Genomic DNA, 26391 nt, shown 5'->3' on the forward strand with positions numbered 1-26391 from the left:
CATGTTAATACAGGCACTTTGTTAAATGCCGGTTGATTACATATTTGTAATTTTGCAGTCACCTTGACGATAAGGCCTGCCCACTAGATTGCCCCTCCATTGCGTATCCGGCGTTCATCCACCCCTCGGGTGGCCGGTGCCTGTTCTGGGTCTTTGGAGTGGAGCGACCTGTGTCTGTCATCGATCAATTACCGGCCGGTTTCCGGCGGTGCGCCCTGGCGTGCACCCTCGGCCTGGGCCTTTCCCTGGGGCAGGCGTTCGCCGCCCCCACTGCCTTGACCCTGGCCGATGCGCTGGAGCAGGCGCAGCGCAATAACCCTGATCTCGCCGCGGTGGGTTGGGCCTTGGGCATCGCCGAGGGCGAGCGCCAGCAGGCGGCGCTGCTGCCCAACCCGGAGCTTTCCTGGGAGCAGGAAGACACCCGCAGCGCCACCCGCACCACCACCGTGCAGATCACCCAGCCCATCGAGCTGGGCGGCAAGCGGGGCGCGAGGACGACGCTCGCCGAGCGGGGCATCGATGCCGCCGGGCTCGAGCTGGAGCGCAGCCGCAATGCGCTGCGGGCGGAGGTCATCCAGGCCTTCCAGGGCCTGCTGCAGGCGCAGGTGCGGGTCGGGCTGGCCGAGCAGTCCCAGGCGCTGGCGGGGCGCGGCGTGGTCATCGCCGAGGGCCGGGTCAAGGCCGGCAAGGTGTCGCCCATCGAACTCACCCGGGCCCAGGTGCAGCGCGCCGAGATCGCCCTGGAGCTGCGCCGTGCCCTGCAGGAGCAGGCCCGTGCGACCACCCAGTTGCAGCGGGTGCTGGGCGCTGACGTCGCCGTGCCGGTGGCCCTGGCCGGCGACGCCGCCGCGCTGCCGGGCATCCCGCCTGGCGCCCGACTGCTGGGCGCGTTGGCCGAGAGTGCCGAGCTGCGCCTGGCGCAGATGGGCATCGACCAGCAGGACGCCGCCTTCGAGCTGGAGAAGGCCCAGCGCATCCCCGACCTCAGCGTCAGCCTCGGCAGCCAGTACAGCGCCGAGGACCGCGAGCGGGTGAATGTGGTGGGGCTGTCCATGCCCATCCCCTTGTTCAATCGCAACCAGGGCAACGTCCTGGCGGCGGCCCGCCGTGCCGACCAGGCGCGGGACCAGCGTCGCGCCGTCGAATGGCGCCTGCGTGGCGAGGTGCGCGAAGCCCTGGAGCAATGGCAGGCGGCGAGCGCCGAGGTGGAAGCCTTCAGCGCCACCATCCTGCCCGCCGCCAGCAGCGCGGTGGACAGCACCAGCCGCGGCTTCGAGATGGGCAAGTTCGCTTTCCTCGATGTGCTGGACGCCCAGCGCACGCTGATCCAGGCACGCAGCGGTTATGTGCAGGCACTGGCCTCGGCCACCGAAGCCTGGGTGCGCCTGGAGCGCATCTACGGCGACGTCACCGCCCTTGGCGGCCCCGGCGCCTGAAGGCCCGGCCCATCCATCACCCGCGCCGCCCGGCGTGGGCCCTGTCTTTTGAATTTCGGGAGTACCTATGAGCAGGAAATTGGCCCTGGCGATCGCCTTCGCAACGGGGATCGGCGTGGTTGCCGGCGCGGTTGCATTCATGCCCGGTGGTGCGGCCGGGGAGAGCGCCAAGGCGCATGCCGGCCACGACGAGGCTGGGCACGACGATGAGGACGGCCACGGCGAAGCGAAACCCGTCGCGCGCGGCCCCAACGGCGGCGAACTGTTCCGCGCCGACGACCTCGATGTCGAGCTGGTGGCGCCGGAAAGCGCCGACGGCCGCGTGCCCATGTCCGTCTACCTGTCCCGCGCCGGCAGCCGCATCGCCGCCGACGGGCAAAGCCGGGTGTCGATGAGCGTGCGGCGCGCCTCGGGGGAGACCCAGGTGTTGGCCTTCACCCCCCGTGATGGCGCCTTCGTCAGCCCGACGGGCATCGCCGAGCCGCATTTCTTCAGCGCCACCCTGGAGGTGGAGCGCGAGGGCCGCACCGCGCGTTTCGAGTACGCCAAGGAGGAGGGCCTGCTGGCCCTGAGCGCCGAGCAGATGACCGCTGCCGGCATCCGCCTGGCCACCGCCCAGGCCCGCAGCCTGGATACGCGGGTGAAGCTGCCGGGGGAGATCCGCTTCGACGAGGACCGCACCGCCCACCTGGTACCGCGCACGGCGGGGGTGGTGGAAAGCGTGGCGGTGAACCTCGGGCAGGAGGTGGAGAAGGGCCAACTGCTGGCGGTGATCGCCAGCCCGCAGCTGTCCGAGCAGCGCAGCGAACTGGCCGCCGCCGAGCGCCGCGCCGAGCTGGCCCGCACCACCCACCAGCGCGAGCAGCAGCTATGGAAGGAGGGCATCTCCGCCGAGCAGGACTTCCTCCAGGCGCGGCATGCCCTGCAGGAAGCGGAGATCGCCGTCGCCAACGCCCGGCACAAGCTGGCCGCGGTGGGCGGCGCCGGGCAACAGGCCCAGGGCAACCGCTACGAGCTGCGCGCGCCCTTCGCCGGCACGGTGGTGGAGAAGCACCTGGTGCCCGGCGAGGTGGTGAGCGAGGCGAGCAACGCCTTCACCCTGTCCGACCTCAGCCAGGTGTGGGCCACCTTCAGCCTTTCGCCCAAGGACCTGGGTGAGGCCCGGGTGGGCCGCGCGGTGAAGGTCATCTCGCCGGAGCTGGGCAGCGAGGTGCTCGGGCAGGTGGCCTATATCGGCAACCTGCTGGGCGAGCAGACCCGCACCGCCACCGCGCGGGCGGTGCTGAAGAACCCGGAAGGCGCGTGGCGCCCGGGGCTGTTCGTCAGCATCGAGCTGGCGACCGCTTCCAGCCAGGCCGGCGTCACCGTGCCGGAGCAGGCGGTACAGAGCATCGAGGAGCGCCCCAGCGTGTTCGTGCAGGTGGCGGAAGGCTTCGTCGCGCATCCCGTCAGCCTCGGCACCCGCAGCGACGGCTTCGTCGAGGTGACCGAAGGCCTGGCCGCCGGCACCGCCGTGGCCGCCGAGGGCAGCTTCATCCTCAAGTCGGAGCTGGGCAAGGGCTCGGCCGACCACGCCCACTGACCGCCACCACGAGACCACGACATGTTCGAACGCATCATCCAGTTCGCTATCGAGCAGCGCATCATCGTGTTGCTGCTGGTGTTGGCCATGGCCGGGCTTGGCGTCGCCAGCTACCAGAAGCTGCCCATCGACGCCGTACCCGATATCACCAACGTGCAGGTGCAGATCAACACCGCCGCCGCCGGCTTCTCGCCGCTGGAAACCGAGCAGCGCATCACCTTTCCCATCGAGACGGCCATGGCCGGCCTGCCGCACCTGAAGCAGACCCGCTCGCTGTCGCGCTCGGGCTTCTCCCAGGTCACGGTGATCTTCGAGGACGGCACCGACCTGTACTTCGCCCGGCAGTTGATCAACGAGCGCCTGCAGGTGGCCCGGGAGCAGTTGCCCGAAGGCGCCGAGGCGGTGATGGGGCCGATTTCCACCGGCCTCGGCGAGATATTCCTGTGGACGGTGGAAGCCGAGGACGGCGCCCTGAAGGAGGACGGCACGGCCTACACGCCCACCGACCTGCGGGTGATCCAGGACTGGATCATCAAGCCGCAACTGCGCAACGTGCCCGGCGTGGCGGAGATCAACACCATCGGCGGCTACGCCAAGGAATTCCAGGTCGCCCCCGATCCCAAGCGCCTGGCCGCCTACGGCCTGACCCTGGTGGACCTGCTCACCGCCCTGGAGCGCAACAACGCCAACGTCGGCGCCGGTTTCATCGAGCGCAACGGCGAGCAGTTGCTGGTGCGTGCGCCGGGGCAGGTGAAGGACCTGGCCGACATCGCCAACATCGTCATCGCCAATGTGGCGGGCACGCCGATCCGCATCAGCCAGGTGGCCGAGGTGCAGATCGGCCGCGAGCTGCGCACCGGGGCGGCCACCGAGAACGGCCGCGAGGTGGTGCTGGGCACGGTGTTCATGCTCATCGGCGAGAACAGCCGCGCCGTTTCCCAGGCGGTGGCGGCGCGCCTCGACGCGATCAACCGCTCGCTGCCCGAGGGCGTGGTCGCGGTGCCGGTCTACGACCGCACCCAGCTGGTGGACAAGGCCATCGCCACGGTGAAGAAGAACCTCATCGAGGGCGCCATCCTGGTGGTGGCGGTGCTCTTCCTGTTCCTCGGCAACATCCGTGCGGCGCTGATCACCGCGATGGTGATCCCGCTGTCGATGCTGTTCACCTTCACCGGCATGTTCGGCAACAAGGTCAGCGCCAACCTCATGAGCCTGGGGGCGCTGGACTTCGGCATCATCGTCGACGGCGCGGTGGTGATCGTGGAAAACGCCATCCGCCGCCTGGCCCATGCGCAGCAGCACCACGGCCGCATGCTGACCCGCTCCGAGCGCCTGCACGAGGTGTTCGCCGCCTCGAAGGAGGCGCGCCGCGCGCTGATCTTCGGCCAACTGATCATAATGGTCGTGTACCTGCCGATCTTCGCCCTCACCGGGGTGGAGGGGAAAATGTTCCACCCCATGGCCTTCACCGTGGTCACGGCGCTGCTGGGGGCGATGATCCTCTCGGTGACCTTCGTGCCGGCGGCCATCGCGCTGTTCGTCACCGGCAGGGTCAAGGAGGAGGAGAACGCCGTGATGCGCCTGGCGCGCCGTGGCTATGAGCCGGTGCTGGGCTGGGTGATGGGTCACCGCATGCCGGTGTTCGGCGGTGCCTTGCTGCTGGTGCTGATGTCCGGCGTGCTGGCCAGCCGCATGGGCAGCGAGTTCGTGCCCAGCCTCAGCGAGGGTGACTTCGCCTTGCAGGCGCTGCGGGTACCCGGCACCAGCCTCACCCAGTCGGTGGACATGCAGGCGCGCCTGGAAAAGGCGCTGATCGCCCAGGTGCCGGAGATCGAGCGGGTGTTCGCCCGCACCGGCACCGCGGAGATCGCCTCCGACCCGATGCCGCCGAACATCTCCGACGCCTACGTGATGCTCAAGCCCAAGGACCAATGGCCCGACCCGGGCAAGCCCCGCGAGGCGATCATCGCCGACCTGCAGCGCGTCGCCGCCTCGGTGCCGGGCAGCAACCACGAGCTGTCGCAGCCCATCCAGCTGCGCTTCAACGAGCTGATCTCCGGTGTGCGCAGCGACGTGGCGGTGAAGGTCTTCGGCGACGACATGGCCGTGCTCAACCGCACCGCCGGCGAGATGGCCGAAGCCCTGGAAGGCGTTGCCGGCGCCTCGGAGGTCAAGGTCGAGCAGACCTCGGGCCTGCCGGTGCTGACTATCAACATCGACCGCGACAAGGCCGCGCGCTACGGCCTCAATGCCGGCGACGTGCAGGACACCATCGCCGTGGCGGTGGGTGGGCAGAAGGCGGGCACGCTGTTCGAGGGCGACCGCCGCTTCGACATGGTGGTGCGCCTGGCCGATCTGCTGCGCACCGATATCGACGGGCTCTCGCGCCTGCTCATCCCGGTGCCGCCGTTGCCGGGCAGCGGCTCGGAGCGCATCGCCTTCATCAGCCTGGCGGAGGTGGCCAGCCTCGACCTGGTGCTCGGCCCCAACCAGGTCAGCCGCGAGAACGGCAAGCGCCTGGTGGTGGTCAGCGCCAACGTGCGCGGGCGTGATATCGGCTCCTTCGTGGAGGAGGCGGCCAGCCGTCTGGAACGTGAGGTGAAGGTGCCCGCCGGCTACTGGACCACCTGGGGTGGGCAGTTCGAGCAACTGCAATCGGCTGCCAAGCGCCTGCAGGTGGTGGTGCCGGTGGCGCTGCTGCTGGTCTTCGTGCTGCTTTTCATGATGTTCAACAACATCCGGGACGGGCTGCTGGTGTTCACCGGTATTCCCTTCGCCCTCACCGGTGGCGTGCTGGCGTTGTGGCTGCGGGATATCCCGCTGTCGATCTCGGCGGGGGTGGGCTTCATCGCCCTGTCCGGTGTGGCGGTGCTCAACGGCCTGGTGATGATCGCCTTCATCCGCAACCTGCGCGAGGAGGGCAGCCCCCTGCACGAGGCCGTTATCGAAGGCGCCCTGACGCGCCTGCGCCCGGTGCTGATGACGGCGCTGGTGGCCTCCCTCGGCTTCGTGCCCATGGCCCTGGCCACCGGCACCGGCGCCGAAGTGCAGCGCCCCCTGGCGACGGTGGTGATCGGTGGGATTCTCTCTTCCACTGTGCTCACCCTGCTGGTGCTGCCGGCGCTGTACCGCTGGATATACCGCCGCGACGAAGCCCCCTAACCCACTGCCACACCATGACCGTTGGGTAGGGTGGACGACGCTTCACCCGTCCACCATTCGCGGCCCGGTATGGCACTGCAGTCATGTCCTGGCAGGTGCTATGTAGGGGCGACTTCAGTCGCCAAGCGACGCGCAGCGCCGCCGCTTTTTGGAGGAGCGAATTCATTCGCGATTGAGGGGGCACCGCGCGCCGGGTTTCACCCGACCTACATGTCGCTCAACCATCGTGATCACCTGCGGCACCGCTGGTGGAGGTAAAGAGCGACCTCCACCCTACGCCCGGTGCGCGTCTGTGCCGGGTGGGAATGACGGTTCGGTAGGGTGGACGACGCTYCACCCGTCCACCGTTCGCAGCCCGGCGCGGCACCGCAGTCATGCCCTGGCATGTCTGTGTAGGGGCGACTTCAGTCGCCAAGCGACGCGCAGCGCCGCCGCTTTTTGTAGGAGCGAATTCATTCGCGATTGAGAGGGCACCGCGCGCCGGGTTTCACCCGACCTACATGTCGCTCAACCATCGTGATCACCTGCGGCACCGCTGGTGGAGGTAAAAGGCGACCTCCACCCCACGCCCGGGATGCGCTTGTGTTGGTGGGAACGGCTGTTGCTGGGGCAACAGCTGTTCAGCATTCCTGCCAGGCACCCAACAGCGCAGCTGTTGGCGGTTTTTCCTATCTGCTTGATCCCGCTGTGTTTTCTGCATTGGCACGACTACTGCTCTGACCTCCCTACATGCACGTCACCGTGACGAGAGGTTGGAATGAGTCGAACGATAAGAGTGGTGGTGGTCTCGGGCAGCCTGCGCAACCCGTCGCGTACCCATGGGTTGCTGCAGGCCCTGGTGCAGCGCCTGCAGGCGCGCCTGGCCATCGAGGTGCACTGGATACGTGTCGCCGATATCGCCGGGGGATTGGCCGGCTCGCTGGAGCGCGACACGGCCTCACCGGCGCTGCTGCCGCACCTGCAGGCCATCGAGAACGCCGAGCTGATCATCGCCGGCAGCCCCGTCTATCGCGCTTCCTACACCGGCTTGTTCAAGCACCTGTTCGACCTGGTGGACTACCAGGCCCTCAAGGGCGTGCCGGTGTTGCTGGCCGCCACTGGTGGGGGCGAGCGCCACGCCCTGGTGATCGACCACCAGCTGCGCCCGCTGTTCGCCTTCTTCCAGGCGCACACCTTGCCCTATGGCCTCTACGCCACCACTGAGGCCTTCACCGATCACCAACTCACCGACCCCGCCCAGTTCGAACGCATCGAGCGGGCGCTGGAGCCGGTGCTCGCCTTCTTCCACCACGTGGCCGATCGCGCCGCCTGAAATCCCAAGCCCGAGGAGTCAATGCCATGAGCCAGCAACCGATCCGCTTCGCCTACTGGGTGCCCAACGTCAGTGGTGGCCTGGTGGTCAGCAACATCGAACAGCGCACCAGCTGGGACGCCGACTACAACCGCAAGCTGGCGCAGATCGCCGAGCGCGCGGGCTTCGACTACGCCTTGTCGCAGATCCGCTTCACCGCCGGCTACGGCGCGGAGAACCAGCACGAATCGGTGGCCATCAGCCACGCACTGCTGGCCGTTACCGAGCGGCTCAAGGTGATCGCCGCCATCCTGCCCGGCCCATGGAACCCGGTGCTGGCGGCCAAGCAGCTGGCCACCATCGATCACCTCAGCAACGGCCGCATCGCCATCAACGTGGTGTCCGGCTGGTTCCGTGGCGAATTCCACGCCATCGGCGAACCCTGGCTGGACCATGACGAGCGCTACCGCCGCTCGGAGGAATTCATCCGCGCCCTCAAGGGCATCTGGACCCAGGACGACTTCACCTTCAACGGCGACTTCTACCGCTTGCGCAACTACAGCCTCAAGCCCAAGCCGCTGCAGCAACCGCACCCGGAAATCTTCCAGGGCGGCAGCTCGCGGGCCGCCCGCGACATGGCCTCGCGCGTGTCGGACTGGTACTTCACCAACGGCAACAGCGTGGAAGGCATCAAGGCGCAGGTCGACGACATCCGCGCCAAGGCTGCGGCCAACGGCCATTCGGTGAAGGTCGGGGTCAACGCCTTCATCATCGCCCGCGACACCGAGGCAGAAGCCCGCGCGGTGCTGCAGGAAATCATCGACAAGGCCAACCCGGACGCGGTCAACGCCTTCGGCGCCGAAGTGAAAAACGCCGGCGCCGCCAGCCCCGAGGGCGAAGGCAACTGGGCCAAGTCCAGCTTCGAGGACCTGGTGCAATACAACGACGGCTTCAAGACCAACCTCATCGGCACGCCCCGGCAGATCGCCGAACGCATCGTCGCCCTCAAGGCCGTGGGCGTGGACCTGATCCTCTCCGGCTTCCTGCACTTCCAGGAGGAAGTGGAGTACTTCGGCCAGCATGTGTTGCCGCTGGTGCGCGAGCTGGAGGAAGAGAAGCGCGCGGAGAGGGCGGTGGCCTAGTCGAAGCTCTACCGCATGGGTTTCGCTCCGCTCTACGCCATCCTACCTATGGTGCTGCCGGAGAATTTCTCGCCCAGCTGATTGCTGAGTTCTGGTGATGCTCTTGGTTTCGCCCCCCCGGGCGAGTCCCTTTTAACAATCGCCTTAAAAGGAACCAAAAAGGCTTGCCCCATCATCCGGCCCCGGCTTCGCCGGGGTTCCCTCACTCCATCGTTGCTCTGGGGGCCGGCGCGATGGGCCATCCATGGCCTGGCGCGCCTCTCGCGGCATCCATGCCGCTCGTCCCCCGGCGCAACGACTGCGTTCGGCCTCCTGGAGGGGCGTTGGCGGCTGCTCCAGCTTTCTTCGCCCAGCGCATCGCCATGTGGTGCGCACGGACATAGGCCGCCTTTTTGCTCAACCAACCACCAGTCGATTCCTCCCCTCACTCTTGGCCTTGTAAAGCGCCACATCCGCGCGCTCCAGCCAGGCCTCCAGGGGCGCGGCGTCGTCGATCTGCACCAGGCCGATGCTCACAGTGGATTGCAGCATGCCCAGCGGGGTATCCAGGGGCTCGTCGGCCCAGTGCTCGCGCAAGCGTTCGAGCAGAACGCTGGCCTGGCTCTGGCTGGTGTCGGACAGCAGCAGGACGAACTCCTCGCCGCCGAAGCGGGCGAAATGATCGGTGCGGCGGATGCCGCCCCGGCACAGCCCGGCGAAGCGCTGCAGCACCAGGTCGCCGACGGCATGGCCATAGGTGTCGTTGATCTGCTTGAAGTGGTCCAGGTCGAAGATTGCCAGGCACAGCGGCCGGTGTTGGCGAGTGCTGCGCAGCCGTTCCTGCTCGGCCCGCTCGGCGAAGGCCCGGCGGTTCAGCGCACCGGTCAGCGGGTCGCGGAAGGCCAGTTGGCGCAGCTCTTCCTCCAGTGCCTTGCGCTGGCTGACATCGCGGACCTCCGCCACCAGGCTGCCGTCGTCGAGGGCGGCCACGCTGAGTTCGGCGGCGAAGCGGCTGCCGTCACCCCGGATCGCCTGGTGGTCATGGGGGCGGCTGTCGGCGTCGGCCATCTGCGTGGCGAGGTCGTCGCAGGTTTCGAACAGGTGCGCCAGGGGCTTGCCCAGCAGCTCCGTCAGCGGCTGGGCGAAGAGCGTTTCCAGCATCGGGTTGGCATCCAGCAGGTGGCCGTCCTTGAGCAGCATGACGCCGCCATTGGTCACCCCCATGAGCCGTTCGAAGCGGTTGGCACTGGCCTTGGCGGCCAGCGCGTTGTGCTGGCTGTCGAGAAGGATGCGACGCATGGTCAGCCGCGCCAGGCCGATGAGGCACAGGGCCCACAGCGGGATGCCGAAGTTGATTGGCAGCAGGTAGGACACCGAGCGGGTCTCCAGGGTGAACTCGATGCCCCGCAGGCTGTTGGTCATGGCGATCATCCCACTGGTGACGTTGACCAGGGCATAGCCGGCGAAGGTCAGCGCCACGAAGCGGCGCACACCCCGCAGTTCGGGCTCGCCGGGGCCGGCCCAGAGCACGCGGCTGGCCAGGGCCGTGATCAGGGTGCTGAGGCCGGCGGATAGGGCGACCAGCAATTCGACGTTGTAGGGCGCGACCCAGCTGTGCCAGCCCATCGCCACAGCGATCACGCCGGCGCCGGTCGGCACTAGCCACCAAGGCTCCTTCAGGCCCAGGTAGCGAAACACGCCCACCACCAGCATCGCTTCCCCGGCGGTATGCAGGGCGCCGCCGAGGAGGCGCAGCGAGGAGGTTTCGAGCAGCAGCAGTAACAGCCCCGACACCAGGATCAGCACCCCGCAGGTCCATATGCCAGGGCCCCGGTAGGGCCGCGAGTAGTACCAGAGCGCCGTGCACCCCAGGGCGCTGGCCACCATCAGGTTGATGCTCAATAGCAGGGGCGAGAAGTACAGGGCATTCATGCGGGCGCTCCGGGCGGGCCGGCGCGATGGGGCAGGGGCGCCCCGCTGGCGCGGCTGCTTGAAGCTTAAACCAGGCGGGAGAGGGGGCGAAGCGGGTGTGAGTGGCCGCAGCGGAGCCCGCTGCAGCGTCAGTGCGGTCGGGGGACGGGATTCAGCTGCGCTGGAGCCTGCGTTCCTCCCACCAGTCCAAGGCCTTGAGTGCGCCCCGGGCGGCACGGCCGCTGAGGTACGACAGGGTGTCGCTGGACATGGAGATGGAGCGTCGGTTGACGATCCAGAAGTCCGTCAGCTCGGTCTTCCTGCCATTGAGCAGGTCGGCGATGGTGCGGCCGTTGAGGTGGGTGAGGGCGACGCCGTGGCCGAAGCAGCCGCCCGAGTAGAGGATGCGTTCGTCGTCGATGAAGCTGATCTCCGGCACCATGTCGATGTTCACCGAAACGGGGCCGCCCCAGCGGTAGTCGATGCGCACGTCCCGGAGTTGCGGGTAGATCCATTTCAGGTGGGCCTCGCAGTGCTGCCAGCTCGCGGGTGAGGGCGTCTCGGCCATGGGCGCCGTGCGGTAGGCCAGCGCGTCGCCGCCGCCCATGACGATCCGCCCGTCCACCGTGGGGCGGAAGTAGTGGAGCATCTGGCGGTTGTCGCCGAAGCACTGGCGGTCCTTCCAGCCGATGCTTTCCCACTGTTTTTCGCTGAGCCGCTCGGTCACCACCTGGTAGGTCCAGAGCGGGTACTGGCGGGTCTGCAGGCGGCGGGTGTCGGGCACTTGCCGCGAGTAGGCGTTGGTCGCCACCACCAGCTTGTCCGCGGTGATGCGGCCGCCCGGGGTGTCGATGACGATGGCCGTGGCCTGGCGTTCGATGGCCGTCACCGGGGTGGTTTCGTAGACGGCGACACCCGCCGACTCGGCCAGGCCCTTGAGGCCGCGCACCTGCTTGCAGGGGTTGAGGTTCCCGGTGTTGGTCTCGTAGATGCCGCCATTGAAGCGCTCGGAGTGGAAGTCCTGCTGCACCCTCGATCGGTCCTGCCAGGTCAGGTCGCCGGCGATGCCCAGGTCCTGCAGCAGCGCGTAGGTTTTCTCCAGGCGGCGCTGCTGTGGGGCGGAGTAGCTGATGCTCACCAGGCCGCTATGGCGGTAGTCGGACTGGATGCCGTGCGCCTCGATCAGGTCGCGGGTGTGGGCCACGGCCTTCTCCAGGTAGTGGCGGGCGTCGATCAGCTTCTGCCGGCCCCAGCGCAGCATTACCAGCTCCGGTTCCAGGCCGAACAGCTTGGTGCTGAAGCCGGCGTTGCGGCCGCTGGCGCCGAAGCCGACCACCGCCGCCTCCAGCACCACCACGCGGGCGTTGGGGTTGTCCTGCTTGAATTGCCAGGCGCTGTTGAGGCCGGTGAAGCCGCCGCCGATCACGGCCACGTCCACCTTCAGGTCCTGGTTCAAGGCGGGGTTGGGCTGGTAGGGCCCGAAATCGTGCTGCCAGAAGGACAGGCTGTCCAGGCGCGGGTCTGCGTGGGTCATGCTCTCAATCTCTTGTTGTCGGTCGTGTGATTGGGAAAGCAGCGGTGACGCCAGGCCTCGCTATGGCCGTTGGCGAGTGTGTGGGCGTGGCAGGGGCAGGTTAACGACGGGGCGTGGCACTGGATTGTCCGCAGGTGCCAGCTTTTGAGCCGTGCGCGCCAATGATCGGCAGCGCGCATCTGGCTGGGGACGGACTCAGGGGCGGGGCGGGTTGGCGCTGCGGTACTGCTGGGGCGATTGGCCGGTCCAGCGGCGGAAGGCGCGGGTGAAGGAGCCGGATTCGGCGTAGCCCACCAGCAGGGAGATCTCGGTCATCGAATAGTCCGAGTCCTTGATGTAGGCCAGCGCCAGCTCGCGGCGCACGTCCTCCACCAGTGCCGAGTACTCGATGCCCTGGTCCTTGAGGCGGCGCTGCAGGGTGCGCCGGCTCAGGCCCAGCCGTTCGCAGATATCCATCAGCGAGGGGGCGCCGCTGCTCATGTCGGCGGCGATCATGCGGGTGATCTGCGCCAGCAGCTCGTCGGACGCCGAGCGCTCCTGGCGCTCGCGCTCCAGGTAAGGCTCCAGGGCCCGGTACAGCCGCTCGTTGCTCCGGACCACCGGCAACTGGAGGATGTCGGCCGGCAGGTGGATGCGGTTGCTGGGCTGGTTGAAGTACAGGGGGCACTGGAAGAGGCGCTTGTGCACCGCGGTGTCGGCGGGGCGTGGGTGTTCGAAGTCCATGCGCAGCGGGCGCAGGCTGCAGCCGGTGAGCAGGTTGAGCATGCGCAGCACGGAGGCGATGGCGAACTCCGCGTCCTGGCGGCGCTGCAGGATGGTCGGAGCCACGACCCGGTATTCCACCATCACCGTGTGCGCGTCGATCGCGAAATCGAACAGCGACTCCTGGGCGAAGACCACGATGAAACGGTGCAGGGTGCGCAACGCCGCCTCGATGCTCGCCGCGCAGCCCTGGGCATGGCCGAGAGCGCCGAAGTCGTCGAACTCGGTCTGCATGCCGAGCTCCAGGCCGACGTTGGGGTTGGGTTGCGCCGCCGCCTCCCACAGCGCCACGTAGCGCTCGCCGGGTATCTCGATGTCTGCCCGCTCCAGCACGCGCGGGTCGATGCCGAGCGGCCCGAGGTGAGGGGCGAAGACCTCGCTGAAGCGGCGGAAGAAGTTCTCGGACAACACCGTACGTACGGATTTCATCTGTGCCAAAACCTTGTTGTTCTTGTCATGTGCCTCCGCTTCCGGGGGCTGTGCACGCTGGGTGACGGCCGTGGGGCCATGGCGGGCGTGAGTGCCATATTTACGATAATCGCATCCGGCCATGGCGGGTAAGCCCCGCTGCGCGATGGGCTTTTCCGCTCCGACGACAGGGCTCGTTTCCCGTCGATTGGCACCGGATGTCAATCACCCTGTCACCTCCTGGCAAGCCGCCCGTCGTGGCTTTGCATAGTTTTCCCTGCCAGGTGAGCCTGCTGTTTCAGGGCCGCGTGGTTTCCACCGGCCCGCTCTTTTTCCGAGCGCCCGGCCACCCATCCGTACAACAAGAAAACACCGGAGGGCGGTACATGACCGCGAGCAACACCTACGCCTGCGTCATCGCGTGGCACCCGCAACGATCCCCCCTGCCACGTGCAGATCTCCCTTCGCCCGATTGCACCGGGCGGCTTCGAACTGCTTCCCGATAACCACAAAAAGCTCCACCAGGAGAAGTTCATGAAAAACCTCCCGCTTTCGCTGCTGGGTGGTGCGCTGTTGGCGCTCCTCGGCAATGCCCCCATTTACGCTGCCACCTCAGCCGAGCTCGCCAGGCTGGGCAATGAGTTGACGCCCATCGGTGCCGAGAAGGCCGGCAATGCCGATGGCAGCATTCCGGCCTGGACCGGTGGCCTGACCCAGGCACCGGCCGGCTGGTCGCCGGGCCATGGCGACCCCTTCGCTGCCGACAAGCCGCTGTATTCCGTCGATGCCCGCAACCTGGCCCAATACCAGCAACTACTGCCGGAAGGCCAGGCGGCGCTGATCAAGGCCTACCCGGGCTACCGCCTGGACGTCTACCCGACCCACCGCAGCTGCGCGATCCCCACCGAGGTGGCCGAGCGCTCGAAAGCCTTTGCTGGGCAGGCCCGCATCGGCGCCGATGGCTGGCGCCTGGAGCAGGCGGTGGGGGCGGCGGTGCCGTTCCCGGTGCCGCAGAACGGCATCGAGGTGCTGTGGAACTACAAGCTGCGCTACATGGCCAAGGGACGGCGCGGACAGATTGCACTGCTGGTGCGGGAGAAGGGCGGCGCGCTCACCGAGGTGCGCCAATGGGTGCACGAGTACTACCCCTACAACGACCCGGCGGTGAAGGACCCGGATGACACCGGGGGCATCGAGGCCAAGCTGCTCTACGACGTGCTCTCGCCCTCGTCCCGCGCCGGCGAGATGTACCTGGTGCACGCGTTCCTCAATAAAGCGCAAAGCTCGTGGATCTATTTCCCCGGCCAGCGTCGCGTGCGCCTGGCGCCGTCCTTCGCCTACGACAACCCCATCGCCGGCTCCGACAACCTGTACTTCGTCGACCAGATCAACATGTTCACCGGCGCCCTGGACCGCTACGACTTCAAGCTGCTCGGCAAGAAGGAAATGCTGGTGCCGTACAACTCCTTCCGCCTGGTGGACAAGGCCAACAGGTACGAGCAACTGATCGGCCAGGACTACCTGAACCGCGACGTGCAGCGCTACGAGAAACACCGCGTCTGGGTGGTGGAGGCCACGGTCAAGGCGGACAAGCGCCACTCCTTCGCCAAGCGCATGTTCTATTTCGACGAGGACAGCTGGAGCCTGCTGCACGTGGACATGTACGACGCCAAGGGCAACCTCTGGCGGGTGCAGGAAGGCAGCCTGTGGGCCGCCCCGGAAATCCAGGCCTGCACCAGTTCCGAGTACGTCAGCTATGACCTGATCGCCCGGCGCTATTTCGCTGACGGATTCACCCAGGAGGGGCTGTCGTTCGACCTCACCGCCGGCCTGCAGGGCCGGGTGACCGACAAGATATTCAATTCCAACGAACTGCGCCGTCGCGGCGAACGCTGATCGCCCCGGAGAACCCACCATGCACAAGCACCTTCCGTGCGGCGCCCAGGCGCTGCAGGCCCCGACTCGCCCGCGTCATGCCCTGGCGCTGGCCGTGGCCGTCGCCTCCGGCCTGATCGCGTCGCCCAGCCACGCCGTACTGTTCGGCGATGAGGACGGCCTCTCGGGCAGCTTCGACTCGACCCTGTCCTATGGCTTCGCAAGCCGCCTGCAGTCGTCCGACTGCCACCTGCTGGGCAACGACAGCGGTGGCTGCAACACCGGCACCGACAACGACCTGGGCCGCTACTACAACCCCGCACGGGGCAACGGCTACGCCAATGCCGACATCAACTACAGCAACGCCGACGACGGTAACCTCAACTACCGCAAGCACGACGTCTTCTCCCAGGTGCTCAAGGGCACCCACGAGCTGAGCCTGCGCTTCGGCGATGGCTGGAGCGCCCTGGGCCGGGTGGCCTGGGCCAAGGACTTCAAGATGGACAACGTGCGCACCACCGCGCTGGACGACCAGGCCGAGCGCGACGCCACCGAGCGCTTCGGCCTGCTTGACCTGTGGCTGGCCAAGCGCTTCGACCTCGGCGCGATGCCGGCCAAGGTCAAGCTGGGCAACCAGGTGATCAACTGGGGCGCGGAGATCTTCGTGCCCGGCGGCATCAACCAGATCAACGCCCTCAGCCTGCCCAAGTACCACACGCCGGGCACCCAGCTGAAGGAGGTGTTCATCCCCGCGCCCATGGCCTCCTTCAGCCTCGGCCTGAGCGACACCCTGAGCCTTGAGGCCTACTACCAGTTCCGTTGGAGCGGCTCCTCCCTGGACCCGGTGGGCACCTACTTCTCCAGCGCCGACGTGGCGGGGGAAGGGCGCCGGCCGATCTACTACCCGACCAGCCACATCGAAGGCCTGATGCCGGGCATCTGCGCCGGTACGCCCACCGGGCATTGCGGCGCGCCCAACATCAGCGGGCTGAGCGACGAGGAACTGGTGGCACTGGGCCTGGCCGTGCCCTACGGCGGCGAGCGCAAGGCGAAGAACAGCGGCCAGTACGGCGTGGCGCTGCGCTGGACGGCAGAGAGCATCGAGACCGAGTTCGGCCTGTTCTACCAGCGTTACCACGACAAAGTGCCCTTCGTCGGCTACACCGCGCTGAGCAACCCGGACGCCCTGGTGGTGGACAACTACTTCCTCAACTACGGCGAGGACAAGGACCTGTTCGGCCTCTCCGCCAGCACCATGGTGGGGCCGGTGGCGGTGGCCGGCGAGCTGTCCTACCGCCCGCGTGACAGCGTCGGCATCGACCCCACGGTGCCCTTCGGCCGTGGCCTCACCGGCAGCTACAACCGCTACAGCCTGTTCGATACCGGGGTGAACAAGGGCTTCGTCGAAATGCGCAAGTGGCAGGCTGACGTCAACGCCATCTACAACTTCTCGGCCAGCGATCCCCTGGGCTTCATCCCCAGTGCGCTGGGCGCCTCCGACGCTTTCATCCTCGCCGAGGCGGTGGTCACCCGCTACCCGGGGCTGGATACCTCCGGCAAGGTGCCCTACGCGCTGCCGGACTACTCGCTGCCGGACCGCACCTCCTGGGGCTACGTCACCGAGATCGGCGTCAACTACCCGGACCTGTTCGGCACCGGGGTGGTGCTCACCCCGCAGCTGGACTTCAGCCATGACGTCAAGGGCACCACGCCCAACGCCATGCCCTTCGTCGAGGGACGCAAGTCGCTGACCGCCTCCCTGCTGTTCAACTACCGCGACCGCTGGAAGGGCGGCCTGCAATGGGTGCAGTACTGGGGCGGTGGCGACAACAACCTGATGGCCGATCGCGACTTCCTCAGCGGCAACATTTCCTACTCGTTCTGAAGCCCCGTGCGCGGTTGGCGGACCGCCCCCGGCCCGTCAACCGCGCACCCGTTGTATCGAGGCATTCCATGTTGGCTTTCCTGGTCACGGCGCTCGAGCGCCTGTTATTCCGTCATCGCCTGGCGACCCTCGGCCTGCTGGCCGCCATCACCCTGGTCATGGGCGTTTTCGCCTCGCGCCTGGAGATGTCGGCCGGCTTCGACAAGCAGCTGCCGCAGCAGCACGCCTTCATCAAGACCTTCAACCAGTACCGCGACGTGCTGTTCGGCGCCAACCGCATCATCGTCGTGCTGCACGCCCGCCACGGCGACATCTGGAACGAGCAGGCGCTGACCCGCCTGTACGCGCTGACCCAGACGCTGTTCTTCATGCCGGGGGTGGACCGCCGCAGCGTCACCTCGCTGTGGACGCCCAATACCCGCGCGGTGCAGATCACCGAGGAGGGCATGAAGGCCGAGGACGTGGTCGGCGGTGACGTGACGGTGGGCACCCTGGATGCGCGCGCCATCGCCGGCATCCGCGAGCGCACCCTGGTGGGCGGTTTCGTCGGCAGCCTGGTGGCCAACGATCACTCCGGCGCCATGGTGGTCGCCGAGCTGGCCGACCCCGATCCGCAGACCGGCCGGCCCCTGAACTACCTGGAATTCAGCCAGCGCCTGGAGGACGAGGTGCGGGCGAAGTACGCCGACGCCGACTACGACGTGCAGGTGATCGGCTTCGCCAAGCAGATGGGCGATATCGGCGCCGGCGCCCGCAGCGTGGTGGAGTTCTTCGCCCTGGCCCTGGTGCTCACCGCGCTGGCGGTGTACGGCTACACGCGCTCGCTGGTGCTCACCTTCCTGCCGCTGTTCTGCTCGCTGGTGTCGGTGGTCTGGCAGTTCGGCACCCTCACACTGCTGGGCTTCGGGCTGGACCCGCTGGCGATCCTGGTGCCGTTCCTGGTGTTCGCCATCGGCGTGTCCCACGGCGTGCAGCAGGTCAACTTCATCGCCAAGGAGGTGTGTGCCGGTGCCGATGGCATGACCGCCGCGCGGCGCAGCTTCGTCGGCCTGCTGATCCCCGGCACCCTGGCGCTGATCACCGCCTTCGTCGGTTTCGCCACCCTGGTGCTGGTGCCCATCCCGATGATCCGCGAGCTGGCCATCACCGCCTCGGTGGGCGTGGCCTACAAGATCGTCACCAACCTGATCATGCTGCCGGTGCTGGCCAGTTACTTCAGCTTCACCCCGGCCTATGTCGCCCGCATGGAGCGCCTGCGGGCGCGGCGTGACGCGCTGATGGCCCGCCTTGGGCGCATCGCCGAGCCGCGCAACGCGGCGCTGTGCACGGTGCTCGGCCTGGCGCTGATGGTGCTGGCGGTGGGGCAGAGCCAGGGGCGCCATGTGGGGCATGTGCTGCCGGGGGCGCCCGAACTGCACGCGGATTCGCGCTACAACCTCGACGTGCAGAGCGTGGTCAGCCACTTCGCCCTGGGCCTGGACCTGTTCACCGTCGCCGTGGAGACCCCGGCCGGCGGCTGCTACCGCCACGAGGTGATGGCCTACGTCGACCGCCTCACCTGGCAACTGGGCAACGTGCCCGGCGTGCTCTCGGCGCAGTCGCTGCCGGCGCTGACCAAGCTCGCGGCTTCCGGGGTCAACGAGGGCAACCCGAAATGGGCGGCGCTGCCCCGGGACGAACTCTCCCTCGGCGAGGCGGTGCGCCAGGTGCCCGAGGCCCTGCGCCTGTACAACGCCGACTGCACCCTGTTGCCGGTCAACCTGTACCTGGCCGACCACAAGGCCAGCACCCTGAAAGGCGTGGTGCAGGCGGTGGAGGCGTACCGCGCCGCCCACGCCATGGACGGCGTGACGGTGCGCCTGGCCAGCGGCAACGCCGGTGTGCAGGCCGCCACCAACGAGGTGGTGGAGGCCTCCGAGCTGCCGATGATGCTCTATGTCTACCTGACCATCGTGCTGCTGGTGTTCCTGGTCTACCGCGACTGGCGGGCGATGCTCGCCTGCTGCCTGCCGCTGACCCTGGCGACCTTCCTCGGCTACTGGTTCATGAAGGCCCTGGACATCGGTCTGACCGTGGCGACGCTGCCGGTGATGGTGCTCGCGGTGGGCATAGGCGTGGATTACGCCTTCTACATCTACAACCGCCTGCAGATGCACCTCGCCGAGGGGCGCGACATCGTCAGCGCCTTCCAGCAGGCCCTGCGCGAGGTGGGCGTGGCCACGGTGTTCACCGCGCTGACGCTGTCGGTCGGTGTCGCCACCTGGGCCTTCTCGGCGCTGAAGTTCCAGGCCGACATGGGCTTGCTGCTCACCTTCATGTTCATGGCCAACATGGTCATGGCGATCACCCTGCTGCCGGCCCTGGCCGTGGTGCTGGAAACCCTGATTCCGCGTCGGGGGCCGGTTCGCGCGCCCCTGGTCGCGCATTGATGAGGACGATGCCGATGCCTGCGATGCGTTTTCCGCGCCTGCCCCTGGCGGCGCTGCTGCTGGCCGTTGCCAGCCCTTTTTGCGCCGCCGAGGCGACGCTCCCGGCCATCGGCCTCGACGCCCCGCAACGGGCGCCGCTGGTGGCGGTGGCCCAGGCCGGGCCGCGCCTGGTGGCGGTGGGCGACCACGGCGTGATCCTGCTCTCCGACGACGGCCGCAGCTGGCGCCAGGCCCAGGGCGTGCCGGTGGACGGGCTGCTCACCGCACTGAGCTTCGTCGACGGGCGCCAGGGCTGGGCGGTGGGCCACGGCGGGGTGCTGCTGCACACCGAGGACGGCGGCGAGAACTGGACCCTGCAACAGCGCCTGGACGGGCAGCCGGTGCTGCTCTCGGTGTGGTTCGGCGATGCGCGCCACGGCATCGTCGTCGGTGCCTACGGCTACGCCGCGCAGACCCGTGACGGCGGGCAGACCTGGCAGCGCCTGGCGGTCGTGGAGGGCGGTGATGACTTCCACCTCAACCAGGTGTTCGCCAGCCGCGACGGCAGCCTGTTCATCGCCGCCGAGGCGGGCAACGCCTATCGCTCCGGGGATGGTGGCGCCAGCTGGCAGGCGCTGGACACCGGTGCCAGTGGCTCGCTGTGGAGCGGGGCGGCGCTGCGCGATGGCCGCGTGCTGTTGGCCGGCATGAGCGGGCGGGTGCTGCTGGGTGACCCCCAGGGGCGGCACTGGCGCGTGCTGGACAGTGGCAGCAGCGAGGCCATCACCGCGCTCACCCAACTGCGCGATGGCCGCGTGGCGTTGGTGGGCAACGGCGGCCTGGTGGCGCTCTCCGATGCCGGTGTCGGGCGCTTCACGGCGCTGCAGCGGGAGGACCGCCTCAACCTCGCGGCGCTGGCCCAGGGCGCGGGCGGGCAACTGCTGCTGCTCGGCGCCGCCGGCGTGGTCACCCAAGAGGGCGGTGAAGGGAAATGACGCCGGATGCCAAGCCAGCTGTCACCTCGGGGCAAGTCGCCCGGGCAACCTCGTCGATAGGCTTCCAACCAGGCGGGGCGCCCGCCCCACGGGCCCTCCAGACACCACGGAGTCTCCTCCCCATGCTGATGCGTTCGTTGCGATACCTGCTTTGTGGTCTTTCCCTCGGCGCGGTGGCGCAGCCCACCCTGGCCGCCTTCGTGCCGGAGCAGGCCGGGGTCGAGGTGCTGGGCGATCACCGTGGGCTGAACGGGTTCTGGATCTGGGGCAGCAACGCGCCGAACATGGTCGACGGCCGCGCCTACCTGTTCGATGACAGCGGCCGCAGCCGCGGGATGCTGAGCACCGGCATGTGGAGCAACGGCCTGGTCATGTCGCACCGCCGCGATGAGCTGTATGCCAGCGAGATCTACTTCAGCCGGGGCGTGCGCGGCACCCGCAGCGACGTGGTCACCGTCTACGACGCCCGTACTTTGAGCCCCAAGTACGAGATCGACATCCCGCCCAAGCGCATGACCGCGCTGATCTCCACCGGCCTCAGCGTGCTGTCGGATGACGAGCGCTTCCTGCTGGTGCTCAACTTCACCCCGGCGCAGTCGGTCTCCATCGTCGACCTGGAGCAGCGGCGCTTCGTCGGCGAGGTGGCGATCCCCGGGTGCGCCTCCCTCTACCCGGCGGGCCCGCGTGATTTCTACGCCATCTGCGGCAACGGCGGCTTCTTCCACCTGCGCCTGGACGACCAGGGCCAGGTCGCTGCCCAGGAACGTACCCAGCCGCTGTTCGACCCGCTGCAGGACCTGCTGCTGACCACCGGCTCGCGCCTGGGTGATACCTGGTACTTCATCTCCCAGCAGAACAACGCCTATGGCCTGCGCATGGGCGCCGAGGGCATCGAGGCGGCGGCGCACTGGTCGCTGGTCAGCGACGCCGAGCGCGCCGACGGCTGGGGCATCGCCGGCAACCACGGCACCGCGTTGCATGTGAACAGCGGTCGGCTGTTCGTGCTCATGCACCAGGACAAGCCGGAGAACTACCAGAAGCCGGGCACCGAGGTGTGGGTCTTCGACGTGCGCAGCCAGACGCGCCTGGCACGCATCGAGCTGAACGAGCAAAGCACCGCCATCGGCGTCAGCCAGGGCGAGCAGCCGCGCCTCTACAGCCTGGACTGGGTGGTGCCGATGCCGGGCATTTTCACCCTGTGGATCTACCTGACCCAAGGCGAGGCGGGGCTGATGCCGCTGCTGCGCCAGGGCATCAACCTCTACGACGCGAACAGCGGCGAGCACCTGCGCAGCATCGGCGACATCCCCCTCGGCGCCATGAACGTGGTGGCGCCATGGTGATCGCCGCCTACCTGCACGACCCCGTCGTGCACCTCACCAGCGCCGCCGGGCTGGCACTGCTGCTGGGCGCCTCGGCGCTGCACAAGCTGCGCGATCGGCCGGGCTTCGCCAGGGTGCTGGCGGGCTATGACCACGCCTTTGGCGGCCGCCTGCCCGTGGCCGCTCTGGCCTGGGCGCTGCCGCTGCTGGAACTGCTGGCCGCTGTCGGTGTGCTGGCGAGCTTCTGGTCGCCCTTGGCTGCCTGGCCGGCGGTGTTGCTGCTGGGCCTGTATGCCACTGCGCTGGCTCTCGGTGCGCGCCGTGGCGCGGTGATCGGGGATTGCGGTTGCCATCTCGGTGGCACGCGCCAACCCCCGAGCACCGCGCTGGCCTGGCGCAACCTGCTGCTGGTGGTGCTGGCGCTCAACCTGCTGGCACCGGTGGTGGCGCGGCCGCTGACCGGGCTCGACGCGCCCGTCCTGGGGTTCGCCCTCGGCTGCGGCGTGGCGCTTTACCTGCTGGCGAACCTGTTGATTTCCAACCGTCTATCCCTGAGGGAACCCTGATGACCATGACCCATGCCCTGATCGTTTCCGGGCTGCTTTCCTGGCTGCTGAACCTGGGGTTGATCCTCGCCGTCTGGGCACTGGCCCGGCAGGTCGGCCTGCTGCACGAGCGTCTCCGCCCCGTGGGCGCACTGTCCCTGGGCAGGGCCATCCAGGCCGGTGAGACGGCGCCACGCTTCACCCTGCCGAGCCTGACCGGCGGCTCGGTCAGCCTGGGTGGCGCCAATGCCCAGGGGCAGTCGACCCTGCTGTTCTTCCTCTCCGAAAGCTGCCCGGTGTGCAAGACGCTGCTGCCGGTGCTGGCCTCCCTGCGCCAGCAGGAGCAGGCGCGGTTGCGGGTGGTGCTGGCCAGCGACGGCGAGGCGGACGCGCACCAGGCCTTCATCGCAGCGCAGCGCCTGCAGGCCTTCCCCTATGTGCTATCGCGGGAGGTCGGGCTGGCCTACCAGATCAGCAAGCTGCCCTACGGCGTGCTGATCGATGCCAGCGGCACCGTGGTCACCCACGGGCTGGTCAACAGCCGCGAACACCTGGAGAGCCTGCTGGAAGCCCAGGACCTGGGCTTCGCCTCCATCCAGGCCTACCGCGCCGCACAGCCCGCCCTTTTCGAGCAGGTGCACTGAACATGACGATCAAATGGTTCGACGAAGCCGTGGAGATGCTTTCCCGCCGGGTGGCGCGCGGCACCTCGCGGCGCGGGTTCCTCGGGGGGCTGGGTACGCTGATGATCGGCGCCGGGGCGACCACCCTGCTGCCGGTGTTCCGCAGCGGCGCCTTCGCCCAGACCAGCCCCTCCCTGGTGGAGAGCGGCGACCCCGACAGCTGCGACTACTGGCGCCACTGCGCCATCGACGGCTTTCTCTGTGGCTGCTGCGGCGGCACGGTGAACAGCTGCCCGCCGGGCACCGTGCGCTCGGACATCACCTGGATCGGCACCTGCCGCAACCCGTCCGACGGCAAGGACTACGTGATCTCGTACAACGACTGCTGCGGCAAGAGCAATTGCGGGCGCTGCGTCTGCCAGCGCGACCAGGGTGATACGCCGCTGTACCGCCCGCAGAGCTCCAACGACCTCAACTGGTGCTCCGGCAGCCATGCCGACATGCCCTATCACTGCTCGCTGTCGGTGGTGATCGGGGTGAAGGAATAGCCATGCCGGGGCGGCCGCTGTTCCACCTCGCCCTGGCCGGGCTGCTGCTGGCGGGCTCGCTGGCGGCCCGGGCCACCGAGCCCCGGCAGTTCGACTACATGCTCAATTGCCAGGGCTGCCACCTGCCCGACGGCAGCGGCAACCCGCAGCGGCAGGTGCCGGCGTTCCCCGGGCAGCTGGGCAAGTTCCTCGGCGTGCCGGGCGGGCGCGAGTACCTGGTGCAGGTGCCGGGCTCGGCGCTGTCGGGGCTCTCCGACGAGGCGCTGGCCGGCGTCCTTAACTGGATGCTGGCGACCTTCGATGCGGCCGGGGTTCCGGCGGGGTTCAAGCCCTACACCGGGGCCGAGCTGAGCCGGTGGCGGCGGGCGGTGCCGGCCGATGTCCAACGGGTCCGCAGCGAGTTGCTGCAGCGGATCGCCGAGCAAGAAAAACCACAGGGAACCTGAAGCCATGAAGGTCAGCCTCTTTACCGGCGCGCTGCTGCTCGCCGCGACGCTCCACGCCCAGGCCGAGGCGATACCCATACAGGCCTTCAACTGCACGGCCTGCCACGGCGGGCAGGGCCAGGGCAATGCGCTGCTCGGGGCACCGCGCCTGGCGGGGCAACAGGCCGAGTACCTGCTCGACCAGTTGCGCCACTTCAAGGCCGGGCGCCGTGGCTATGACGCACGCGACCTGCACGGCGCGCAGATGCGCGGGGTGGTCGCCAGCATGGAGGAGCGCGACTTCGAGCCGCTTGCCCGTTACTTCTCAGGCCTGGAAGTGACGGCGGACGAGGTGCCTCCGGCGGCGGATGCCAGCCGAGGCGAGGCGCTCTACCAGGGCACCTGCGCCGCCTGCCATGGGCCTGCCGGCCAGGGCTTCGCCCACCTGCGTACACCGAACCTCAGCTTGCTGGATGCCGCCTACCTGGAGCGCCAGCTCACGCACTATGTCCAGGGTGTGCGGGGTGGCGAGGCGCATGCCGACGAGCTGGGCCTCTGGATGCGCGGCATCTCGCTGCAGATCGGTGAGGGCGCCGAGCGCCAGGCCATCGTCGACTACATCGGCAGCCTCAGGGGCGGTTCATGAGACGCAGGGTGGCGGGTTCCAGCATCGTTTCGAGGTTCATTGAATGAAGGTGAAAAGCAGCATGCCATCCAAGGTATTCATCAAGGGGTTCCGCCATGAACTGGCCAACCGGGCCTTCGCCCTGCTGGCCGTCAGGCGCATGGTCGAGCGGCTGGGCGGGGAGGGGCCGGGAATGTTCTGGAAGACCTACCTGGACCTGGAGCACTTCAACGGCCCGCGTTACCAGGCCGCCGCCATCCGCTGGGGTTTGCACCGGCCACCGGGGCCGCTGACCCGGCTCAAGGCCTGGGTGCTGTCGTCGCTACCACTGGCGATGCAGCAGACCCTGCTGAAGCTGGTGTACCGCGAGACGGTGAAGTACCTGGCCTGGCTCCGCGACCTGCAGCGCCAGGGCCCGGCGGACGCGCGCGCCTTCCTGGAATACATGGTGGCGCAGGAGGAGTTGCAGGTGGAGATGATGCGGCTGGCGCTACGCGGCCAGTACACGCAGATCGTCGCCCGCGCCGACGACTTCTTCCTCCGCTACAACGGCGTGATGCCCATCAGCGCTGGGAGCGCCGAGCTGCGGCAGGCCGGTTGAGTCCTGCCGCCCGGGTTCGCCGAAGGCTCGCTCTCGGACGGCAGCCGCGAGGCCTTCGAGATCTACACCGTGGGCGACGCGACGGTCGACCTCGAGGTCGCGCGCCAGCACCTGAATACGCTCGATGTGGCCGCCACCTACAGGGACGACCACCCCAACGTGTACACACTGTACTGGCTGCACGATGGCATCCGCGTGCGCTTCAAGGTGTGGGCGAAGGGGTTCGAATGCTACCTCGATCGGCAGGTGGAGTCCGCTTTCTAGCGGGGGTTGGCGCGGGGCGTCTTGGGATTCCTGGTACCGCCATCCCATGGGTTTCGCTTCGCTCTACGCCATCCTACGAATCATGCCTGCGTCGTGTGGACACGGAGCTGGAGGCGACTCCGGTTGCGTAGGATGGGTAGAGCCATGCGAAACCCATGCTGTCAGGGTTTCAGGCAATGGGAAGGCGTGGCGCCCTCGGCGTTCGTGGCCGGGCCTTAGGCCGGCCACCTGTATGTCGAAAATCGGGGCCGTCTGTATCTATCGGCTCTTGGGGGGCCATTGGTAGGGTTCGAAAACGCCCCATCCCCCGGAAGCCCTGACCATGACCTACGCCTATTCCCTGCTGCTGATCAGCGGCATCTACCTGGCGGTGCTCGCCAGCCCCGGGCCGAACTTCTTCATCCTCAGCCAGATGGCCCTGAGCCAGCGGCACCGGGATGCGCGCTACGTCGCCTTCGGCATCACCACCGGCTCGGTGTTCTGGGTGGTGGTGTCCATCGCCGGGCTGGCGACCCTGCTGGCGCAGCACCCCTGGCTGGAGTCCGGCGTGCGCCTGGCTGGTGCCGCCTACCTGGTGTGGTACGGCGGGCGGCTGCTGCGGTCGGCCCTCCACCCAACGCCACGTCGGACGCCGGTGGAGCAGCCCGAGCTCGATGGCTCGCGCCTGGCCGCGTACCGCATCGGCCTGCTCACCTGCGTGACCAACCCCAAGGGCGCGGCCTTCTGGACCAGCGCCTTCGCCGCCATCTTCCCCGTGGGGGCGCCACTGTGGTTCTACCCGGTCACCGTGCTGCTCATCGGCGCGCTGTCGTTCGGCTGGCATATCGGGCTGGCCCAGGTCTTCGGTTCCGCCGCGCTGCGTTCGCGCTACCTGCGCATCGAGCGGGGCATCAACGGCTGCGCCGGTGCGGCCCTGGTGGCGCTGGGGCTGCAACGGATATTTGCGCGCTGATGCGCCAGGTCGAGGACGGCTTCGCCCGGGTGTTCTTCCTAAGCCGCTGGGCTGAGCCGTCGTCGGGCGCGAGCCTTCAACCTTCTGAGTCACCGCGTAGGGCGGGTGAAACCCGC

At 68.2% G+C, this 26391-nt stretch carries 21 protein-coding genes; 18 read left to right on the plus strand and 3 right to left on the minus strand.

All coding sequences use genetic code 11. The features are described 5' to 3' along the window. Nucleotides 1-179: 179 nt before the first annotated feature. The 5 genes from RTW82_RS19090 (at nt 180) to sfnG (ending at nt 8613) form a co-directional block, all read left to right on the plus strand. Complete coding sequence (locus RTW82_RS19090) at nt 180-1436, plus strand: TolC family protein (RefSeq protein ID WP_410478824.1); 1257 nt, start codon at nt 180-182, stop codon at nt 1434-1436. A gap of 67 nt (nt 1437-1503) precedes the next feature. After that, complete coding sequence (locus RTW82_RS19095) at nt 1504-3018, plus strand: efflux RND transporter periplasmic adaptor subunit (protein ID WP_410478818.1); 1515 nt, start codon at nt 1504-1506, stop codon at nt 3016-3018. 21 nt (nt 3019-3039) lie between these two features. Beyond that, nucleotides 3040-6180, plus strand: a complete 3141-nt coding sequence (locus RTW82_RS19100) for a CusA/CzcA family heavy metal efflux RND transporter (RefSeq protein WP_316926066.1) — start codon at nt 3040-3042, stop codon at nt 6178-6180. A 757-nt stretch (nt 6181-6937) separates the two neighbouring features. Further along, on the plus strand, nt 6938-7492 hold the full coding sequence (msuE, locus tag RTW82_RS19105; protein ID WP_316926067.1) for an FMN reductase: 555 nt from the start codon (nt 6938-6940) through the stop codon (nt 7490-7492). A gap of 26 nt (nt 7493-7518) precedes the next feature. After that, nucleotides 7519-8613 (plus strand): dimethylsulfone monooxygenase SfnG, encoded by a 1095-nt coding sequence (gene sfnG, locus RTW82_RS19110; RefSeq protein WP_043244002.1) that lies wholly within the window; start codon nt 7519-7521, stop codon nt 8611-8613. A 396-nt stretch (nt 8614-9009) separates the two neighbouring features. Here sfnG and RTW82_RS19115 read toward each other — a convergent pair whose 3' ends face one another. The 3 genes from RTW82_RS19115 to RTW82_RS19125 all read right to left on the minus strand — a co-directional run bounded on the left by RTW82_RS19115 (nt 9010) and on the right by RTW82_RS19125 (nt 13228). Then, on the minus strand, nt 9010-10524 hold the full coding sequence (locus RTW82_RS19115) for a diguanylate cyclase (RefSeq protein ID WP_316926068.1): 1515 nt from the start codon (nt 10522-10524) through the stop codon (nt 9010-9012). Nucleotides 10525-10675: 151 nt separating this feature from the next. After that, nucleotides 10676-12037, minus strand: a complete 1362-nt coding sequence (locus tag RTW82_RS19120; protein ID WP_316926069.1) for an FAD-binding oxidoreductase — start codon at nt 12035-12037, stop codon at nt 10676-10678. A 195-nt stretch (nt 12038-12232) separates the two neighbouring features. After that, nucleotides 12233-13228, minus strand: coding sequence for an AraC family transcriptional regulator (locus tag RTW82_RS19125; RefSeq protein ID WP_316926070.1), 996 nt, complete (start codon nt 13226-13228; stop codon nt 12233-12235). 513 nt (nt 13229-13741) lie between these two features. Between RTW82_RS19125 and RTW82_RS19130 the strand changes: the two genes are divergently transcribed. The 13 genes from RTW82_RS19130 to RTW82_RS19190 all read left to right on the plus strand — a co-directional run bounded on the left by RTW82_RS19130 (nt 13742) and on the right by RTW82_RS19190 (nt 26275). Beyond that, on the plus strand, nt 13742-15103 hold the full coding sequence (locus RTW82_RS19130) for a DUF1329 domain-containing protein (protein ID WP_316926071.1): 1362 nt from the start codon (nt 13742-13744) through the stop codon (nt 15101-15103). Between the two features lie 19 nt (nt 15104-15122). Continuing rightward, the gene (locus RTW82_RS19135) at nt 15123-16967 is read left to right on the plus strand and encodes a DUF1302 domain-containing protein (protein WP_316926072.1); all 1845 of its coding nucleotides are present in this window, start codon (nt 15123-15125) and stop codon (nt 16965-16967) included. Between the two features lie 68 nt (nt 16968-17035). Then, nucleotides 17036-19396 (plus strand): efflux RND transporter permease subunit, encoded by a 2361-nt coding sequence (locus RTW82_RS19140; RefSeq protein WP_316926073.1) that lies wholly within the window; start codon nt 17036-17038, stop codon nt 19394-19396. A gap of 14 nt (nt 19397-19410) precedes the next feature. Next, entirely contained in the window at nt 19411-20370 is a 960-nt protein-coding gene (locus RTW82_RS19145) for a WD40/YVTN/BNR-like repeat-containing protein (RefSeq protein ID WP_316926074.1), read from the plus strand. Nucleotides 20371-20492: 122 nt separating this feature from the next. Next, nucleotides 20493-21713: an amine dehydrogenase large subunit gene (locus RTW82_RS19150; protein ID WP_316926075.1), complete on the plus strand. Its 1221-nt coding sequence runs from the start codon at nt 20493-20495 to the stop codon at nt 21711-21713. Next, entirely contained in the window at nt 21707-22258 is a 552-nt protein-coding gene (locus RTW82_RS19155; protein WP_316926076.1) for a MauE/DoxX family redox-associated membrane protein, read from the plus strand. Before RTW82_RS19150 ends, RTW82_RS19155 begins: the two co-directional genes overlap by 7 nt. After that, nucleotides 22258-22881, plus strand: coding sequence for a methylamine dehydrogenase accessory protein MauD (gene mauD, locus RTW82_RS19160; RefSeq protein ID WP_316926077.1), 624 nt, complete (start codon nt 22258-22260; stop codon nt 22879-22881). Before RTW82_RS19155 ends, mauD begins: the two co-directional genes overlap by 1 nt. Before the next feature lie 8 nt (nt 22882-22889). Next, entirely contained in the window at nt 22890-23408 is a 519-nt protein-coding gene (locus RTW82_RS19165; protein WP_374981902.1) for a methylamine dehydrogenase light chain, read from the plus strand. A gap of 2 nt (nt 23409-23410) precedes the next feature. After that, nucleotides 23411-23854 (plus strand): hypothetical protein, encoded by a 444-nt coding sequence (locus RTW82_RS19170; protein ID WP_316926079.1) that lies wholly within the window; start codon nt 23411-23413, stop codon nt 23852-23854. Between the two features lie 4 nt (nt 23855-23858). Then, a complete protein-coding gene (locus tag RTW82_RS19175; RefSeq protein WP_316926080.1) occupies nt 23859-24479 on the plus strand; it encodes a c-type cytochrome in 621 nt (206 codons plus the stop codon). Nucleotides 24480-24540: 61 nt separating this feature from the next. Next, on the plus strand, nt 24541-25059 hold the full coding sequence (locus RTW82_RS19180) for a hypothetical protein (protein WP_316926081.1): 519 nt from the start codon (nt 24541-24543) through the stop codon (nt 25057-25059). Nucleotides 25060-25128: 69 nt separating this feature from the next. Beyond that, on the plus strand, nt 25129-25323 hold the full coding sequence (locus tag RTW82_RS19185; protein WP_316926082.1) for a hypothetical protein: 195 nt from the start codon (nt 25129-25131) through the stop codon (nt 25321-25323). Nucleotides 25324-25645: 322 nt separating this feature from the next. Continuing rightward, nucleotides 25646-26275 (plus strand): LysE family translocator, encoded by a 630-nt coding sequence (locus RTW82_RS19190; protein WP_316926083.1) that lies wholly within the window; start codon nt 25646-25648, stop codon nt 26273-26275. Nucleotides 26276-26391 lie beyond the last annotated feature (116 nt).

The organism is Pseudomonas sp. zfem005, assembly GCF_032621735.1.
Taxonomy (GTDB): domain Bacteria; phylum Pseudomonadota; class Gammaproteobacteria; order Pseudomonadales; family Pseudomonadaceae; genus Metapseudomonas; species Metapseudomonas solani.